Source organism: Richelia sinica FACHB-800 (assembly GCF_014698825.1).
In the GTDB taxonomy this organism is placed as follows: domain Bacteria; phylum Cyanobacteriota; class Cyanobacteriia; order Cyanobacteriales; family Nostocaceae; genus FACHB-800.
Map to the genome: position 1 here is coordinate 19144 of NZ_JACJTT010000042.1, position 17075 is coordinate 36218.

The window sequence follows — 17075 nt, forward strand, 5'->3', positions numbered from 1 at the left end:
CGCTATACACCCTGCCACCTCTTACCTGGATTTCTTCAGAGGGAAATAAAGTGTTATTCTCCAGTGTGATTGTGTGGAGTGTTAAAATTTATGGTCTCATCTATGACTCGGACTGAAAAATTTATTGCCAATAGTTCTCATACTGACACGGAAACATGGGGACAAGGCATCGAAAGTAGTTTTACGACTAATTTGCTACCTTTACCAACAACTCCTTTATTTGGTACAGATGGAATTCGCGGTAAAGTTGGAGAATTATTAGGTGCGCCCTTAGCTATGCAAATTGGTTTTTGGGCAGGAATTGTTTTACGTAATCATGCCACTCAATCAGGCCCGATAATTCTGGGACAGGATTCTCGCAACTCTAGTGATATGCTGGCAATGGCTTTGAGTGCTGGCTTAACGGCAGCAGGGTTAGAGGTTTGGTATTTGGGTTTGTGTCCTACTCCCAGTGTTGCCTATCTAGTTAGTAAAACTAATGCCATTGGTGGAGTGATGATTTCCGCCAGCCACAATCCACCAGAAGACAACGGAATTAAGATTTTCGGCGAAGATGGTCTGAAGTTACCCCAAGTCCTACAGGCAGAAATTGAAGGGGGTTTGCGGGGTAAAATATCATCTACTAAAAGTGTGGAAAAATGCGGTCGGCATTACTCACGGCCAGAATTAGTTAATAATTATGCCCAAGCACTCCAGCAACCCTTGCAACAGTCTGGCTTAACGGGATTAAAGATAGTTTTAGACTTAGCTTGGGGTGCAGCCGTTGGTTTAGCACCTTCAGTGTTTCAACAGATGGGTGCAGATGTGGTCTGTTTACATAATGCCCCAGATGGCGATCGCATCAACGTTAATTGTGGTTCCACTCATCTAGATATTCTCCAAGCCGCAGTCATTGAAAATCAAGCTGATATTGGTTTCGCTTTTGATGGTGATGCCGATAGAGTTTTGGCTGTAGATAATACAGGTAGACCAGTCAACGGTGATTACATTCTCTACCTTTGGGGTCGCCATTTACAACAAAAACAACAACTCCCCGATAACCTAATTGTTTCCACCGTCATGGCCAATTTAGGCTTTGAGAAAGCTTGGCAACAAGTAGGGGGTAAACTCATTCGCACTGCCGTAGGAGACCAATACGTACAGGCAGAAATGCTACGAACTGGGTGTATGTTAGGGGGAGAACAATCAGGCCATATTCTGTGTCGTCATTACGGTTTGACTGGTGACGGACTATTAACAGCTTTGCATGTAGCTGCCGTAGTCAAAGAAGCCGGGTTGACCTTGGGAGAAATGGTAGACCAAAGCTTTCAGACCTATCCGCAACTATTACGCAACGTCCGAGTTGAAGATAGAGAAAGACGTTTAGGATGGCAAAATTGCCTACAATTACAACAAGCGATCGCTCAAGCTGAAGCTGCAATGGGTGATACTGGCAGAATCTTAGTGAGAGCATCCGGTACAGAACCTGTGATTCGTGTCATGGTAGAAGCAGCTGATGCCCAACTAGCCAACTATTGGACAGAGGAATTAGTTTCTCAAGTTCAACAACACCTGGCATAATCCACAGGACTTACGCAAGATCCCATTACTTTCCCGTACTGCGGCCTGCTTCGCTGCACGCTTTCCCATTATTTGCCCTACTTCTGCGTAAGTCCTGACCTCCCAAATCTCATTTATTTACATTTTTTTAAGCTTGTTCTCCTTATAGGTCAAAATTTTATTGAGGAGACTTTAGGAAAATTAACATATGGATATTAAACACGGTTTTATTGGCACCATTGGCAACACCCCCCTCATTCGCTTAAATAGCTTCAGCGAAGAAACAGGTTGCGAAATCCTAGCTAAGGCTGAATTCTTAAATCCCGGTGGTTCAGTCAAAGACCGTGCAGCACTCTACATCATCAAAGACGCAGAAGAAAAAGGTCTACTCAAACCAGGTGGAACAGTTGTCGAAGGTACTGCGGGAAATACCGGAATTGGACTAGCGCATATTTGCAACGCCAAAGGCTATAAATGCCTGATTATTATCCCCAACACCCAATCCCAGGAAAAAATAGACGCACTAACAACCTTAGGTGCAGAAGTTCGTCCAGTTCCTGCGGTTCCCTACAAAGACCCAAACAACTACGTGAAACTTTCCGGTAGAATCGCGGCAGAAATGGACAACGCTATCTGGGCTAACCAATTCGATAATTTAGCCAACCGTCGCGCTCACTACGAAACTACAGGTCAAGAAATTTGGACACAAACAGCAGGTAAAATAGATGGATGGGTAGCAGCAACTGGTACTGGTGGTACATTTGCTGGTGTAGCAATGTATCTCAAAGAAAAAAATCCAGCCATTAAATGTGTTGTTGCTGATCCAATGGGTAGCGGGCTATACAGTTATATCAAAACCGGTGAAATCAAGTTAGAAGGCAATTCTATCACTGAGGGCATCGGTAATAGTCGCATCACAGCCAATATGGAAGGAGCACCTGCGGATGATGCGATCCAAATAGATGACAAAGAAGCTTTACGAGTAGTGTACCAATTGCTACGTCAGGATGGTCTATTGATGGGTGGTTCCACAGGGATTAACGTTGCAGCAGCAGTGGCTTTAGCAAAACAGATGGGGCCAGGCCATACCATCGTCACCATTTTGTGTGACAGTGGTTCTCGCTATCAATCTCGGATATTTAACCATCAATGGTTAGCGGAAAAAGGCTTATCTGGTGATTGGTAATTTTCAGAAGTTCAGAAGTTCAGAAGTTCAGAAGGTCAGGAGTATGCCTACGGCACACTTCGCGAACAGAAGGAAGAGAAGAATGCAATTCACTCTTTTTCTTCTGTAACCTGTAACCTGTAACCTGTTCCCTATTCCCTATCACATCTCCTCCACCAAATGGTAAAAACCCATGACAAATATCCATCGGTGTGTGCGGGTGTGCCAAAATCGCACCTGTAAAAAGCAAGGTTCAGCAGCAGTTTTAGCTGCTTTTCAGGCTTTCTCCATTCCTGATGTGACAGTTACAGCTAGTGCTTGTCTCGGTCAATGTGGGAATGGCCCGATGGTGTTAGTTTTACCAGACATGGTGTGGTATAGCAGGGTGCAACCACAAGAAGTAGCTGTACTTGTAGAACAACATTTGTTAGGTGGTCAAATAGTTAAACCAATGCTTTATCATCGTTTTCATCCCCGATGATTCAGCTAATTACAGATATTAAAAATCTACATTTTTATTCACTGAGATGAGGCAAGTGATGGACATTCAACAGCTACGCCCCAGATTAAAAATGCAGTGGCTAAGTTACTATGAAGAAAATCGTTCTTGGCTAGCTAAAATGAGAGTTTGGCATACCTATGAAGGTGTACGTCGTCCTTCATCTGGTTACATTTTGGCAACCTTATCAGTTTTAGAAAACCAATTCGATGACATCCTCGCTTTTATTTTAGAGTTAAATAATAATCCTGATGAAATTGTCGCTGCCTTGGGTTTGAATTTTAATCCTGAAGAAGAGTTACATTTACTTTCATCACAAGATTGTGTGCTGGAAAACCAAATTCAAGGGCAGAATCAATCACAAATTATTTCATCTTTTAATAATTCCTACGAACAGCAGGAGGAACAACCAAATATTGTAGGGAATATAGAAACTAGTGAAGAACAGGAAATTCACACTTTATCAAATGTTCCAGTTTTTCCTAGAAGGATGTTGATAGCAGAAAAATCAGTAAATAGCGTTGTAAAAGAAACAAAAGTTTATCCTCTAGTAAAAACGAAATCTAATTATCAAAATTTATCCCAACTGTACATACCTATTTCTTATGTTTCCCAATCCGTGACTAATTGCCCAATTAATATTGGTAATCAGCTTAAGGAAAGTAAAATTAACCAACCATTAACAAATACTTCAATTCGACTCAATAACGCTCCTCAAAGCAATGGTTTGCAAGTAAAAAAAGAGGTGAATAACTTTTGCCCAGAAACAAAAATCATTCCTCATCAACCTGAGTTGATATCACCGGCTAATCATCCTAGAGAATCGACTTTTGCACCACAAACCAATGCCCGAAGTTTAGCTTCTTGGATAGATGAGTTTTGCCAAGGAGTGAAATGGGTAATAGATGAAGCTGTAGCTCGAAAATTATGACCAAAAAAGTGTATTAACTCGGATATTCATGGGAAACAAAGGGAACTGCAACCACTTCTCCGGGAATTTCTCCTACTTGGACTTTTAAACCTACACCACCAGCTTTGCTGCGAATGTAACCTAGTCCAAAGTGACCATCGGGAGTTTGTGTATAACTAGTCAGTTTCCCAACTTTTTCTTCTCCCACTTGAATAGTTGTGCCAGGTTCAACATTACCACTTAGTTTAATCCCCCAAAGGTATTGTTTAATACCTTTATAAGTGTTTAGTCTAGCAATAGTTTCTTGACCGATGTAACAACCTTTATTAAAAGAAACAGTCTGCCATAAGCCAACTTCTAGAGGGTTATAATCGTCGGTTAGTTCTAAATCTGGAGCCGGACGACCTTGTAATATTCGCAACATTTCCCAGGCGCGATCGCTCAATTCAATTGCCCCTAATTCTAAAATGCGTTCCCACAATTTCGGTTGCTCGGTAACAGGGAGAATCAGGGTATATCCAGGAGACGCTAAACCACTACCTACAGCAAAAATCACTCCCTCAATGGTGATATGACTACCGTAGGGTTGACCAATTAGTGAACCCGCACCCAATTTTTCTATAATTACATCGCTATCAATCCCTACCAAGCTAAAAGTAGCAGTTTCAGCAGTCACATCCGTTAACACCACCTGATCGGCAAAAAAGATATAGCGGTCTAACCATTCCATCAGGAACTGACAACGATTAGGGGAAACCAACAGTAAAACCGCATCATCTAACACATAACCAGTCACCAAATCAATCGTTCGGGCTGTGGATGTCACCATCACAGTATCACAGCCTTGACCAGGTTGGAGACGTTGAAAATCGTTGGTACTTTGGTTGTGTAAAAAGCGGAGACGGTCAGCATCAGAAACTCGAATACGTCCCCAGTGGGAGCGATTATACACAGCAACCCCTTCTCTTGCGGCTTGAATAGCTGCTGCGTCTTGATTATCAATTGCAGATGTTGCCATAGTGATGCAGAGTTGCCTTGATTCAATGTTTTTGTATGGCAAATCTTAGCAAACAAGGGTTTGCCGCTTCAACTCCTCTGGTGTATCAACTTCTTCTGTAGCCTTCCATCAAAGTTTTGCATCTGTCCACCAAAATATCCTGCCAAAACTCTAGTAATACGTCAAAATAAAGATGCAAAAAGCGATTTTTTGATGCTAAATTTCCAGTATTGCTCAAATTTTTCAGCTTCAAGACAACAGACATTATTCATCTGTTGCATCCGTATATTTTTTTGGGAGTGAATGTGAATACTATGTTTCCGTCTAAAAATTTTATTTGCTTGTCGAGTCTTGCCGCTTTAGCAGTAGCCAGTAGTAGCTTACCAGCAACAGCCCAAACTACCCCATCTGCTGAAACACCAACCATCAATGGTGTTGTGACTCCTATTCCAGGCACAACAGCCACCTCGTCAGCAATGTTAAACTCTGAACTTCCCAGTGCAACTGCTCAACCCTCAAGCAATCAAATCGCACAATCAGATATTGAAGTTGGTGGAGCTACCCGTGGCGGTAGCAGTTACCTTGGTGTTGGTGGCAATATTGGTATAACTGGTGAATCTTCTGCTTTGTCAGATGGTAACTTCACAGTCATCAGTAAAATTGGTTTTACCAGAAACTTTTCCGTCAGACCATCAGCCATCTTGGGTGATGATACAGTATTTCTCGTTCCTGTTACCTATGACTTTTCCTTCCAGTCTTTAGGAGACCCCTTCAGTGAACCGCTACCCATCGCTCCCTATGTAGGAGTTGGTGCAGCTATTAAGACTGGTGATAATTCAGAAACTGCGGTATTAGTTACTGGCGGTATCGATGTTCCTCTCAACAACAGATTTACAGCTACAGCTGCCGTCAATGCTGGATTTTTCGATAAAACCGATGTTGGCGTGTTATTTGGAGTTGGTTACAACTTCAGTGGGTTTTAATAACCTAGCAGATAGGTGATAGGTAGGAGGGAATAGGAAAGTAATTCCCTCACCCTACCTGTCCCCTGAGATTATTTAGGACTAACTTTATCAATTACCTTGATTTTGCCGTCATCTCCCACAGTCCATACATCATAGACACCAACCACATCGCCGTTAGCGTCCACATCTACATCACCGCTAGCACCTTGGTAATTAATCTTTTTACCTTCTTTGAGCAACTTCAACCCTTCACATACATCTGTGACTTCTGTACCAGGACCAGCCGCTACTTCCCGAATTTTGCTAGCAATGCCTACACCTGTATTGTCCTTAGCTGCTTGGGCTGCTAGGACTAATAAAGCAGCAGCATCCCAGGCTTGGGGTGCATATTCTCCTGGTGTACCACCTTTTTTCTCTTGCCACAGCTTATTGAAGGCTTCTAAACCTTTACCACTGGAACCAGGAACTGTACCAATAGCGCCAGATAAAATATATTTACCGTCGCTACCTTTACCCACTTGTTCAGGGAAACTAGGAGACTTCACACCATCAGTCAGCATGATTTGTACACCCTTGGTTAATCCTTGCTGGTAGGCAGCTTTGAGGAACAAACTACCAGTTTCGGCATACATCACAGCTAATACTGCTTCAGGTTGACCTGCAAAAGCTGCGGCTGCTTCTGTTTCAAAGGTTTGGGCTTTGGGGTCGTAACGAACAGGCTTATCTTTATTAACTACAGTTCCACCTAATTTTTCAAAAGTTTGAACAAATGCTTTTTCAAAACCAACCCCATAGTCGTTATTAATTACGACTGTGGATACTCGTTTAAAACCTTTTTTCTTAGCAAGTTGGGCTAAAGCTAATGCTTGATAGGTATCAGGGGGAGCAGTCCGCGCCCAATAACCTTTATAATCACCTTTTTGGGCTTTTTCTGTAAAGACAGGGCTGGTGCTACCAGGGGAAACCAGCATGACTTTGTTTTGTGCAGCAATGGAAACTGCGGCGGTTGAAACACTACTAGCAAAGGAACCAACTACACCAGCTGCTTTATCTAAAGTTGCCAGCTTGGTCATACCTGCTGCACCTGCTTTAGGGTCAGTTTGGTCGTCTACTTCCACTAGACTAACTTTTTCTCCATTGACTCCCCCACAAGCATTGACTGTCTCAACTAGTAAGGGAACTGAACCAACCATTTGTTGACCGATGGAGGCTAAGTCACCAGTAGTTGGTAACAAACTACCAATTTTTAACCCTTTGGCACCACTAGTTGTGCTGCTGGTATTACTGGCCGTGGTAGCTTGACCATTGGTAGCGGTGTTATTGGTGGTGCTGCTGTTATCACAAGCAGCTAAAAAGAAGCCGCTGGCGATGGTAGCCACACTTAAAGCTAGGGCGACGCTAAATTTTGGCATATATTCCTTCCACTCCTCTAAGATTAAGGAGCTTGAACATCAAGACATACACTCAAGTGTAAGTTTCGTGTCAGTTTAGCTTGGTATGGTTCAAGGCTCCAAAGGTTAAATAATAACATTACACTTTGGAAATGAAAGTATAATCCCTGATTTAGGACTTTACTGAGTGATGTTGCCAATTTTGCCCTGTTTTTCACGAAATGCAATCATTGGATAATGAGGAATTCTGGTAAGAGTCCTAATTTCTGCGTTCTTCTTCCCATCCTTGGGTCTACTCTGACGAGAATGATTAACTACGGCGCAGTATTGAAACCGCAGTTATAGCAGGTGACAGTTAACAGGTGACAGGTAAGCCAGCGCGGTCTTGGGGGTTTCCCCCATGAGCGACTGGCGCACCCCTATGGCTAACGCCACGCTCCGCGAACGGGGTGACAGTGCTAGAAGCCTTTGGCTGTCTCGGTTTTAGTGTTAGTTAATGTCCTAACCGTTATGTCCATTGCTATATCACTCAGGACTGTTTTTGAGTCTATGGGTAAAAATAATTTAAAATCACCAAAGTGGTGAAAAAATTGGTGAAAGCTATTGTTCACCATCAGATAATAGACGTAAATCAAACGGAGAAGGAGGGATTCGAACCCTCGGATGGACCTTACGATTCCATCAACAGATTAGCAATCTGCCGCTTTCGACCACTCAGCCACCTCTCCAGAGGTCATGGATAATAATGTTAGCAAACAATTTTGAGTTAGTCAATAGTCATTTGTCAGTTGTTGATGAAAGTTGACTGAATCCGTGACTACTGACTAATCATCCTACAGGACTTGCGATCGCATCCAAGCTTTGGGCAAGGTGCGTAATTTTTGCAATTGCCTGACATAAGCACGCTGACTGAACACATCATAATCATTGCGCTCAATCACATCTAAAATTTGCTCATATAGCATGGATGCTGACCATACAGGCCAACGAGCATCGGCGGCTAGGTAGCTAATTCCCTTGTCTGCTTGGGCGTAAAATTGGCGGGCGCGTTCGATTTCAAAGCGCATGAGGGAACGCCATCGGTCATCTACTATGCCTTTAAAGAAGTCTTGCTCGGTGTAGTTGAATTTTGCCAAATCTTCTAAGGGAATATAGATGCGACCTCGACGGGCATCTTCGCCTACATCCCGAAGAATGTTGGTCAGTTGATTGGCAATTCCTAGAGCGATCGCTTCTTCTGTGGGCAGATATGGTTCTTGTTGCCGATGCCAGGGGGCAGTATAGATGCTTTTATCTATACCCATAATCGTTGTAGACATTAAGCCCACAGTGCCAGCGACTCGGTAGCAGTAGAGATATAAATCCTCAAAGGTTTCATAGCGACTGCGGTACAAGTCCATTTCCTGACCGGCGATCATATCCCGAAAGGGTTGAATATCAAGGGGAAAGCGCTGGATAGTATCGACTAAAGCCACATCATAATTGTCTAAGGGATGGCCTGCGAAAATCGATTCTAGCTGCTTTTCCCACAGAGTTAAGGTTTCTGGGGTAGTGATAGCAGATGCAGGCCCATCAACTAATTCATCTGTACGGCGACACCAAGCATAGATTGCCCAAACAGATTGACGCTTTGCCGGACTCATCAGCAAAGTACCCAGGTAAAAAGTCTTGGCATACTTAGCGGTGAGTTCTCGACAAAGTTTGTAGGACTCGTCTACAGAGACCAGCGTTTTCATGCGTGGGGGGGAATCAGGCAGTTGCAGCATTCGTTGCGGGCGGTCGAGTTAGCGTTTGCAGGTTAGAGGAATTTGCTACCGGTAGTGCTTCCGAGATCGCCTGTGCTGTTAGCTTACCAGAAAGTACGGCTCCCTCCATACTACCGAGATACCGTTGCATGGTGTAACTTCCACTTAAGAAGAAGTTAGGGATCGGCGTTTTTTGGGGTGGGCGGTACTGTTGACGACCAGGGGTCGCTGTGTAAACTGAACGCGGCGTTTTGACAACTTGGAATTTCAGCAGTTTTGCCTGGTTGTCTCCGGTAAAGTGATCGGGAAAGAGTTTTTCTAACTCGGCCATAGTCGCACCAACAATTTCCTCATCGGATTTGCTAATCCAATCTTTGGCGGGAGCGAGAACTAATTCCAGCATGGAGCGGTCAGGGTTGGCATATTCCCGACAAGTATTACTCATATCAGCATAAACGCTGAGGAGAGGCGATCGCGAAAATAATAGATGGTCAATCTCTGTTAATTTGCGATCAAACCATAGATGTAGGTTGATGACTGGTACACCTTCTAAACCTTCTAGCTTTTGGAAAAATTCCATCTGCTTCCAAGGTTCTGGCAACATGACTTTTAATGGGTCAACCGACATGGCTGATACGTAAAAGTCTGCCGTTATTTCTTCATCTGCTTCGCCATTTGCACCACGCAATAAGAACCCTTTCACTGTACCATCAGGGTTGAGCAAAATTTCTTTCAAGGACGCATTCAGCCTCACTTGTCCACCGCGCTCGGTAATATAATCTACAATCGGCTGGCATAGACGTTCTGTGGGAGAACCATCCAAAAAGGCAATTTTGGAACCGTAGCGTTCTTGTAAAAAACGATTGAGGGCTGTTAATAAAATTGTCGAGGAAACTTCATCAGGATTGATAAAGGTTAGCGCCTTAGAAGCAGCGATAAACACGTCACTGGCTACCCGCTCACCAATACCTTGCCTTTCTAACCATTCGGCGAAGCTGTACTTGTCCATCTCCTCTACATACTTTTGACCACGTACGATGGCTGGAAACAAGCCAATGGCAAAGCGAATTTTTTGCTCCCACGTCAACATATCGTTGTTGCGGAGAATCGAGGCAATGATATTAAACGGAGAGGGTATATCAGGAACGTCAAAACGTGATAGTGTTCCTGGCTTATCGGGTTGGTTAAAAATCAGAGTATGTTCTTTCCACTGGAGTCGGTCTTCAATGCCTAATTCTTTGAGTAATTGCAGCATATTGGGGTATGCCCCAAAGAAGGCGTGCAAACCAGTTTCGTACCAGTCGCCGTCAGCATCTTTCCAAGCTGCTACCAAACCACCCAATACATCCCGACGCTCTAAGACAATGGGAGTATAACCTGCATCTACAAGATATTTCGCGCAGGAAAGTCCTGCTAGACCAGCACCGGCGATAGCTACGCTGCACTTCGTGTTCGCTACTCGCATTTAAACCTACTGTTCTTCAATATTTCTTAATCGTTTTGTCGTTCTCATTATACGTTGCATTCCGTTACATTTGGCGGCAATTGTCGAATCCCTTCCCGAAAAAGCAGACAATACCTTCCTGCTCCCAGATCATAGACAGTCTGAATGGAGTTCATTGTTAACTCAAATTTTTTCTACACTTGGGTTAAATTGGTATTATTTGTCACTGGCTTTTACAGGCAAATTTAATTTCTACAAAACTATAAAACTTTAATAAAGTTTGCCTATAAATACGTATATATACACTTGCATTTAGACAATTTATATGAGTTTTTTGTACAATTTCCCATTTGTTCATAAGAAAATTAAATAGAAATAAGAATAATAGCAATCACTAGATTTGAAAGTTTTATTTGTGAAAAGCAGTGATTCAATTCAAGATATGATGATCCCTGACGGTTTTAGTCGCATTTACCGTTAAATCTGATAAAAAACATTTCATAAATACCAGCGAAATTTCCATTTTTTAACTCCCATTTTTAACCCAACTGGAGTTTACTAGCTTCTGTGCAACAGTAAGCATCTACCAAAAAGATAAACAAGATATGATATCCAAGGTAATTATAGGGATTACATCCTGGATGGGTAGCTTTTTGTTTTTAAACGAAAGCTTCATCCTTAATCCTTCCATGTCTACAAATATAAACCAACTTTCAGGAGGTGTAATTCCTCAAACTCTAACAACTTTACCTATTGCTCAATGGCAAAAATTTTTGCAATTAGAAAAAATCAATTATTTGTCACCAAAGCAACTGAATCCATCTCCCCTTCATTCTTTTCAAGAATTGACGACAGATAATAAGAGTGGATTATGTGCAAATCTGCCAGAGGTGCTCATTGCTCAACCAAGTTTGAAAGTAGTCGCTGGGCTTCTACCACTTACTTTTAACCAGTCAAAAGTTAAACCACAAACATTATGTCCGCCACAATTTTTGCAATCTCTCCAAGGGGTCTTGAGTCAAATCAATTCTCCCATTGTGGCGACTTCGACTGCTAACGGTTCTTTACTCCTGATCTTCCATCGTCAACATCAAACTTATCAAATATGGCTGAATAATCAGTTATTTACAAGTTTACCTGATGAAACCACCGCTACAAATATTCACAAAAATTTACAACAGCTACTGCAAGTATCAAAATTAGATCCTCGACAGTTGCGGCCAGGTTTAGTTGGTAATTCACCTGCTATCATGTTAGGCGATCGCCCTCTATTGATTATTGAACCAGAAATAGCTAATCAACTCAACATCAACAACGAACTCTTAGCAATTGACTGGGCCAACAATTTGCGTCTAGCATTTAATCAACAACCACTCACATTATCACAAGGCCAAATGGCCATGTATGGTGTCAAGCCTTCCCCTACCAAAATCACTGGTTTTGCCTCTTGGTATGGAGATGGTTTTCATGGCAAACTCACAGCCAATGGTGAAATCTATAACCAATATGAACTGACAGTTGCCCATCGTTCCCTACCATTTAACACTTATTTAAAAGTGAAGAACTTACTCAATGGTAAAACTGTCATTGTGCGTGTTAATGACCGTGGCCCCTATATTTCCCCTAGATCATTAGATTTATCAATGGCAGCAGCCCGTGTCCTTGGCAGCGAAACAACTGGAGTCATACCCTATGAAGCCTTAGTTTTGCAACCCAGTCACCCGCAAATCACCTTAAATCAACCAACCTCATCTCCACAACCAGGTTTAACTACTAAAAACCCAACTCCAGTATTAGACTATAACTAAAACTACCGTTACCAGAAATTTCCAAGCATTAGGTGTATTATTACAGTCTATCTTTCTTGTGGTTGGTAATACATTTATGCAAATATCCCAGGACTTGCAACGTTTTGGTAATCACTTGATTCTTGGTATTTCTGGAACAACTTTAAGCGATGATGATAAACGAGCCTTAAGTGAATTAAAACCCATTGGAGTCATCTTTTTCGCCAAAAACTTTCTTGATGGTGTGCCATATTCAGCTTGGTTAGAAAGCTTTAAAAATTTAATTGATGATATTCGTCAATATAGCGAACGCGAATTCATTTTCACCACCTTAGACCATGAAGGGGGAAGGGTTGTACGCACACCTTTACCTATTACTCGTTTTCCCCACGCCTATTTGTTACAATCCCAAGCCCGTGCAGTCGCAAAAGCAACAGCCTTAGAATTAAAATCATTAGGCATTAACCTTTCTTGGGCCCCTGTTGCTGATATTTTCTCCTATCCTCAAAACCCGATTATTGGCCCTCGTTCTTTCGGAACTACCCCAGAAACCGCTAGTCAAGGTGTAAGAGAATATTATCAAGGATTAAAGGAAGGAGGTATTTTAGGTTGTGCAAAACACTTTCCTGGACATGGAGATACTAGACAAGATTCACATTTAGAATTACCGATCTTGAATAGCAATGTTGAACAATTACACCAGCGAGAATTAATTCCTTTTCAAACATTAATTAATGAACAAATACCGTTAATTATGACGGCGCATATTTTGTTTCCTCGAATTGACCCCGCAGTTCCAGCCACATTATCCAAAGTGATTTTAAATCAAATTTTGCGGAAAGAATTGGATTTTTCTGGTGTGGTTGTTTCTGATGATTTAGATATGAAAGCTGTTTCAGATATGTTTATGCAGCCGGGAACTATAGCCCGTGCTTTTCATGCTGGTTGTGATTTATTTATTATTTCCCGAAATATCAATTCTTCATCTTTAGAAAGAACATATCAAATAGCTAATGATTTTGTTAGTTCCTTGAAGAATGGTAGTCTAGATGCACAAGTGGTAGAACAAGCAAAACAAAGAATCGATAATTTACTTGCATCAACACCACAATATCTTGTATCTATGCTAGAACAAGAAACATTAGTTCATCATGCCCAATTAGCGATTAGTTGTACTTTTCATCGTTAACATAGCAGTCATTTTGAAGTTGCAAACAGATTTTTGTCCTGTACTTAGAACAATGCTATAAATGGTCATTTTTTAATATTAAGGGTGCGTAATGAACGCACCCATCCCATTGAGAAATCTTTGAGAACACCCGTAAGCGTGAATAAGGTGATTATTCAGAAAGCAAAAGGGAAATTGCAGAAAAATTACATTTACTATCATCATTGATAGCTCTATGCACATACTGCCACAGTTTATTCCCAATTCAACTATTATTCTGAACTCATAACTTGGGAGTTCTAATTAATAGACCTTTGCTTCTAAAGACTTCAACAATTCAGTATTCACTCCAGATTCGCGGGTGAGAGCTATTTTCCCAGTTCGAGCAATTTCTCGCAAACCAAATTTTTGTAGGACTTGAACGATCGCTACCATTTTACCAGGGTCACCCACAACTTCTAAAGTCAGGGAATCTTCTGCCACATCCACCACGCGGGCCCGGAAAATTTGAGATAATTCAATTACCTCTGCGCGATTGCTGCTGGTTGCATTCACCTTCAACAGCATTAACTCTCTCTCTACACAAGGAGTTTCCGTAATATCTTGTACCTTCAGCACATTGACTAACTTATATAGCTGCTTGGTGAGCTGTTCAATCACGCGATCGTCGCCAGGTACTACCATTGTAATGCGGGAAACTCCTCCCTGTTCAGCTGGGCCAACAGCAAGGCTTTCAATATTAAAGCCACGACGAGCAAATAAACTAGCAATGCGGGATAGAACCCCCGCTTCATCTTCAACAAGCACTGACAGGGTATGTTTCATTTTCGCCAACAGAAACTAAGGGAGGAAGCGATAACACCAACCGATACTTACGGCGGCGTTAAAAATATTACTACACTGTATTGACCGTGTGAATTTCTATTTTAAACTTAATGGTTGCATGGTGAGTCCAGAAAATTTATTTGCAAACTATATCTTCAGCCACAGGTTTTTTTCAGTAATCTATTTTCGGTGGTAGAGGTGGCTAATTGATTCCATTTATATAGTTGTGGATACAACTACAAATTCAATTCAGAGCAAATTGTTATGGGTTGGTTAAAGAGATTATTTGGCTTAGAAAAATCTGAAAACGCTCAAGTAAACCCACAACCGCAGTCTTTACCACAAGCTACTAGCAGCACAGCCACTGCTACCCAGACCATTCTCCCAGAACGGTTAGGACTCAATGGCGAATATGACGAAAGTGGTTTAGCTAAACGAGTAGCTTTAGCATTCGACCAGGACTCACAAATAGATGATATTAATACCTTGTGGGTAGCGCAAACAGGCAGCACCGTAGTCTTAAAAGGAAAGGTTCCTAATCAAGATATTCTCAAGAAAATGGTTAATGTGGCCCGTTCTGTCAACGGCACTAATGCTGTAGACACCACACAGGTGAGTATTGAGTGAAAAACCAAAAAGCTACAGAAACATGTTTTAATTACCGAAGCACAATAAAATTGCCCATAGTTATTGACAACAGAAATCTCTGTCACCTGTCCCCTGTTACCTGTTACCTGTCACCTATCACCTGTTCCCTTCTAAAACACACACCTTTGAATCCAATCTAAAATCACCTCGTTAACTTGTTCTGGTGCTTCGTCATGGGGACAGTGACCAACATCCTGTAAATAAAGTAATTCCAATTTTTCGTTGTACTGGGCAAATTGGCTAGCGAGTGCAGGGGGAACAAATCGGTCTTTTTGCCCCCATATTAACAGCATGGGAATTGTTAAATTTGGCAAAATTTTCTTGACACTGGGGCTAAAGTTCATGCCGATGGTCGCTTTAAAAAGGGCACTAAAAGCACGGGCAGAACCTCGGTCTTGGGGAGGCCCAGCTAAAATATCAATGAGTTCATCTGTAATTGCTTCTGGGTTAGCGTAGGCTAAAGCTGCCCAACGTCTCAATACACTGGGCTTACGAACAAAATAAAAGATGGGTTTTAAAATTACTCCTGAAGCCACTACTCTTTTAATTGCTGTCACCAATGGCTGTAAAAAAACCGGGATAGCTTCTTGCTCGATGGAGGGATCTGGTAAACTCATCATCACTATTCCCTTAACCATATCTGGATGGGTAGCAGCGGCAACTAAAGAAATGAGGGAACCGTTAGAATTACCTACCAATATCACTGGCTGGCGGATAAATGTTTGCCAAAATTCGTAGACCTGTTCTACCCATAGTTCTACACTGTAATTAGCGACAGCTTTTTCAGAAGCACCGAAACCAAGCATATCTAATGCGTAGACTGTATGAGTTTCACCTAATACTTCTAAATTATGTCGCCAATGACCAATGGAAGCACCAAAGCCATGGAGCAAAATTAAAGGGGTTGCTGACTGGTGATGTGCATAAGGACGGATGTAGGTGTAACGAATTTGCCAGCCACGCCACACCCAGTCTCTTTGATTACCAACGCGCTGCTGCCAATTTACCGCAGTTGTCACCTTTGCCTCCTATTGATGATCTAGTTAGGAATGTTTATGTAATTGAATATGTTACATTTCGTTTTACGGCTGCTATTCCTAGTGAAATCTTGCTATTCTAGGAAGGACTTAGGCGTGAGTTGAACTGTAAATGTATTGACTGATAATTGTCACAATACTTAATATTTCCCCCTGATATGTAATTTAGATTAACTATTTTAGGGAAATTATCTCAAAGTGAGTAGAATGACAAATACAACATTGCAGACAAATACTTTATGGATTAGCTACCCTAGAAATGCAAACCTTTTGTTGATTGTTCAGTGACCTGGATATTTTGCCTTGATTGGCATACTAACCCAAAACACATAAATCAAGACCAAGCCCAAATATTAACTAAAGAAGCTCCCACTAATCATAATGCCTGTGATTGAGAAGAAAAGAACTCGCGATCTGCCCCAAATTAACGAACGTATTCGCTTCCCGAAAATTCGGGTGATTGACACTGATGGTGCTCAGTTGGGAATTATGCCTCCACAAGAAGCATTACAACTGGCTGAGGAAAAGGAACTAGACCTGGTGCTACTCAGTGACAAAGCTGACCCTCCGGTATGCCGGATTATGGACTATGGGAAATACAAGTTTGAGCAGGAGAAGAAAGCGCGGGAAGCCAGGAAGAAGCAGCACACGGCTGATGTGAAAGAAGTGAAGATGCGCTACAAAATTGAAGAGCACGATTATAATGTCCGTGTGAAGCAAGCAGAACGCTTTTTGAAAGATGGTGATAAAGTCAAAGCGACTGTAATGTTCCGAGGTCGAGAAATTCAACACAGCGATTTAGCTGAGGACTTGCTAAAACGAATGGCAACTGACCTAGAACCATTTGGTGAAGTGCAGCAAGCGCCGAAGAAGGAAGGCAGAAATATGATGATGCTACTGTCACCAAAGAAGTAAGCTGATGTACTTTTAGGTTGGATAGTGAGGGTGGGCTATG

15 protein-coding genes and 1 tRNA gene are annotated in these 17075 nt (G+C 42.0%); 9 read left to right on the forward strand and 7 right to left on the reverse strand.

Annotated elements, in window-relative coordinates:
* Nucleotides 1-90 precede the first annotated feature (90 nt).
* The 4 genes from glmM (at nt 91) to H6G73_RS20855 (ending at nt 4134) form a co-directional block, all read left to right on the forward strand.
* Nucleotides 91-1560: a phosphoglucosamine mutase gene (gene glmM, locus H6G73_RS20840; RefSeq protein ID WP_190607949.1), complete on the forward strand. Its 1470-nt coding sequence runs from the start codon at nt 91-93 to the stop codon at nt 1558-1560.
* A 187-nt stretch (nt 1561-1747) separates the two neighbouring features.
* The gene (locus tag H6G73_RS20845) at nt 1748-2725 is read left to right on the forward strand and encodes a cysteine synthase A (RefSeq protein ID WP_190607951.1); all 978 of its coding nucleotides are present in this window, start codon (nt 1748-1750) and stop codon (nt 2723-2725) included.
* Between the two features lie 172 nt (nt 2726-2897).
* Nucleotides 2898-3185: a (2Fe-2S) ferredoxin domain-containing protein gene (locus H6G73_RS20850; protein WP_190607953.1), complete on the forward strand. Its 288-nt coding sequence runs from the start codon at nt 2898-2900 to the stop codon at nt 3183-3185.
* A 58-nt stretch (nt 3186-3243) separates the two neighbouring features.
* Nucleotides 3244-4134, forward strand: coding sequence for a DUF5331 domain-containing protein (locus H6G73_RS20855; RefSeq protein ID WP_190607955.1), 891 nt, complete (start codon nt 3244-3246; stop codon nt 4132-4134).
* A 13-nt stretch (nt 4135-4147) separates the two neighbouring features.
* Here H6G73_RS20855 and ygfZ read toward each other — a convergent pair whose 3' ends face one another.
* Complete coding sequence (ygfZ, locus tag H6G73_RS20860; RefSeq protein WP_190607957.1) at nt 4148-5131, reverse strand: CAF17-like 4Fe-4S cluster assembly/insertion protein YgfZ; 984 nt, start codon at nt 5129-5131, stop codon at nt 4148-4150.
* Nucleotides 5132-5424: 293 nt separating this feature from the next.
* Here ygfZ and H6G73_RS20865 point away from each other — a divergent pair, with 293 nt between their 5' ends.
* Nucleotides 5425-6093: a hypothetical protein gene (locus tag H6G73_RS20865; protein ID WP_190607958.1), complete on the forward strand. Its 669-nt coding sequence runs from the start codon at nt 5425-5427 to the stop codon at nt 6091-6093.
* Between the two features lie 71 nt (nt 6094-6164).
* Here the strand turns inward: H6G73_RS20865 and H6G73_RS20870 are convergent, their stop codons facing one another.
* The 4 genes from H6G73_RS20870 to pds all read right to left on the reverse strand — a co-directional run bounded on the left by H6G73_RS20870 (nt 6165) and on the right by pds (nt 10676).
* Nucleotides 6165-7487, reverse strand: coding sequence for an ABC transporter substrate-binding protein (locus H6G73_RS20870; RefSeq protein WP_190607960.1), 1323 nt, complete (start codon nt 7485-7487; stop codon nt 6165-6167).
* 615 nt (nt 7488-8102) lie between these two features.
* Nucleotides 8103-8194 (reverse strand) — tRNA-Ser (locus H6G73_RS20875).
* Between the two features lie 105 nt (nt 8195-8299).
* Complete coding sequence (crtB, locus tag H6G73_RS20880) at nt 8300-9232, reverse strand: 15-cis-phytoene synthase CrtB (protein ID WP_190607961.1); 933 nt, start codon at nt 9230-9232, stop codon at nt 8300-8302.
* Nucleotides 9216-10676, reverse strand: coding sequence for a 15-cis-phytoene desaturase (gene pds / locus H6G73_RS20885; protein ID WP_190607963.1), 1461 nt, complete (start codon nt 10674-10676; stop codon nt 9216-9218). The genes crtB and pds overlap by 17 nt, the downstream gene beginning before the upstream one ends.
* A gap of 668 nt (nt 10677-11344) precedes the next feature.
* Here pds and H6G73_RS24915 point away from each other — a divergent pair.
* Nucleotides 11345-12463 (forward strand): septal ring lytic transglycosylase RlpA family protein, encoded by a 1119-nt coding sequence (locus H6G73_RS24915; RefSeq protein ID WP_190607965.1) that lies wholly within the window; start codon nt 11345-11347, stop codon nt 12461-12463.
* Nucleotides 12464-12539: 76 nt separating this feature from the next.
* Complete coding sequence (gene nagZ / locus H6G73_RS20895; protein ID WP_190607967.1) at nt 12540-13631, forward strand: beta-N-acetylhexosaminidase; 1092 nt, start codon at nt 12540-12542, stop codon at nt 13629-13631.
* Nucleotides 13632-13913: 282 nt separating this feature from the next.
* Here the strand turns inward: nagZ and ilvN are convergent, their stop codons facing one another.
* Nucleotides 13914-14435, reverse strand: coding sequence for an acetolactate synthase small subunit (gene ilvN / locus H6G73_RS20900; protein ID WP_190607969.1), 522 nt, complete (start codon nt 14433-14435; stop codon nt 13914-13916).
* Between the two features lie 264 nt (nt 14436-14699).
* Here ilvN and H6G73_RS20905 point away from each other — a divergent pair, with 264 nt between their 5' ends.
* The gene (locus H6G73_RS20905) at nt 14700-15062 is read left to right on the forward strand and encodes a phospholipid-binding protein (protein WP_190607971.1); all 363 of its coding nucleotides are present in this window, start codon (nt 14700-14702) and stop codon (nt 15060-15062) included.
* 131 nt (nt 15063-15193) lie between these two features.
* Here H6G73_RS20905 and H6G73_RS20910 read toward each other — a convergent pair whose 3' ends face one another.
* On the reverse strand, nt 15194-16102 hold the full coding sequence (locus H6G73_RS20910; protein WP_190607972.1) for an alpha/beta fold hydrolase: 909 nt from the start codon (nt 16100-16102) through the stop codon (nt 15194-15196).
* Nucleotides 16103-16501: 399 nt separating this feature from the next.
* Here H6G73_RS20910 and infC point away from each other — a divergent pair, with 399 nt between their 5' ends.
* Nucleotides 16502-17035: a translation initiation factor IF-3 gene (infC, locus tag H6G73_RS20915; protein WP_015209542.1), complete on the forward strand. Its 534-nt coding sequence runs from the start codon at nt 16502-16504 to the stop codon at nt 17033-17035.
* Nucleotides 17036-17075 lie beyond the last annotated feature (40 nt).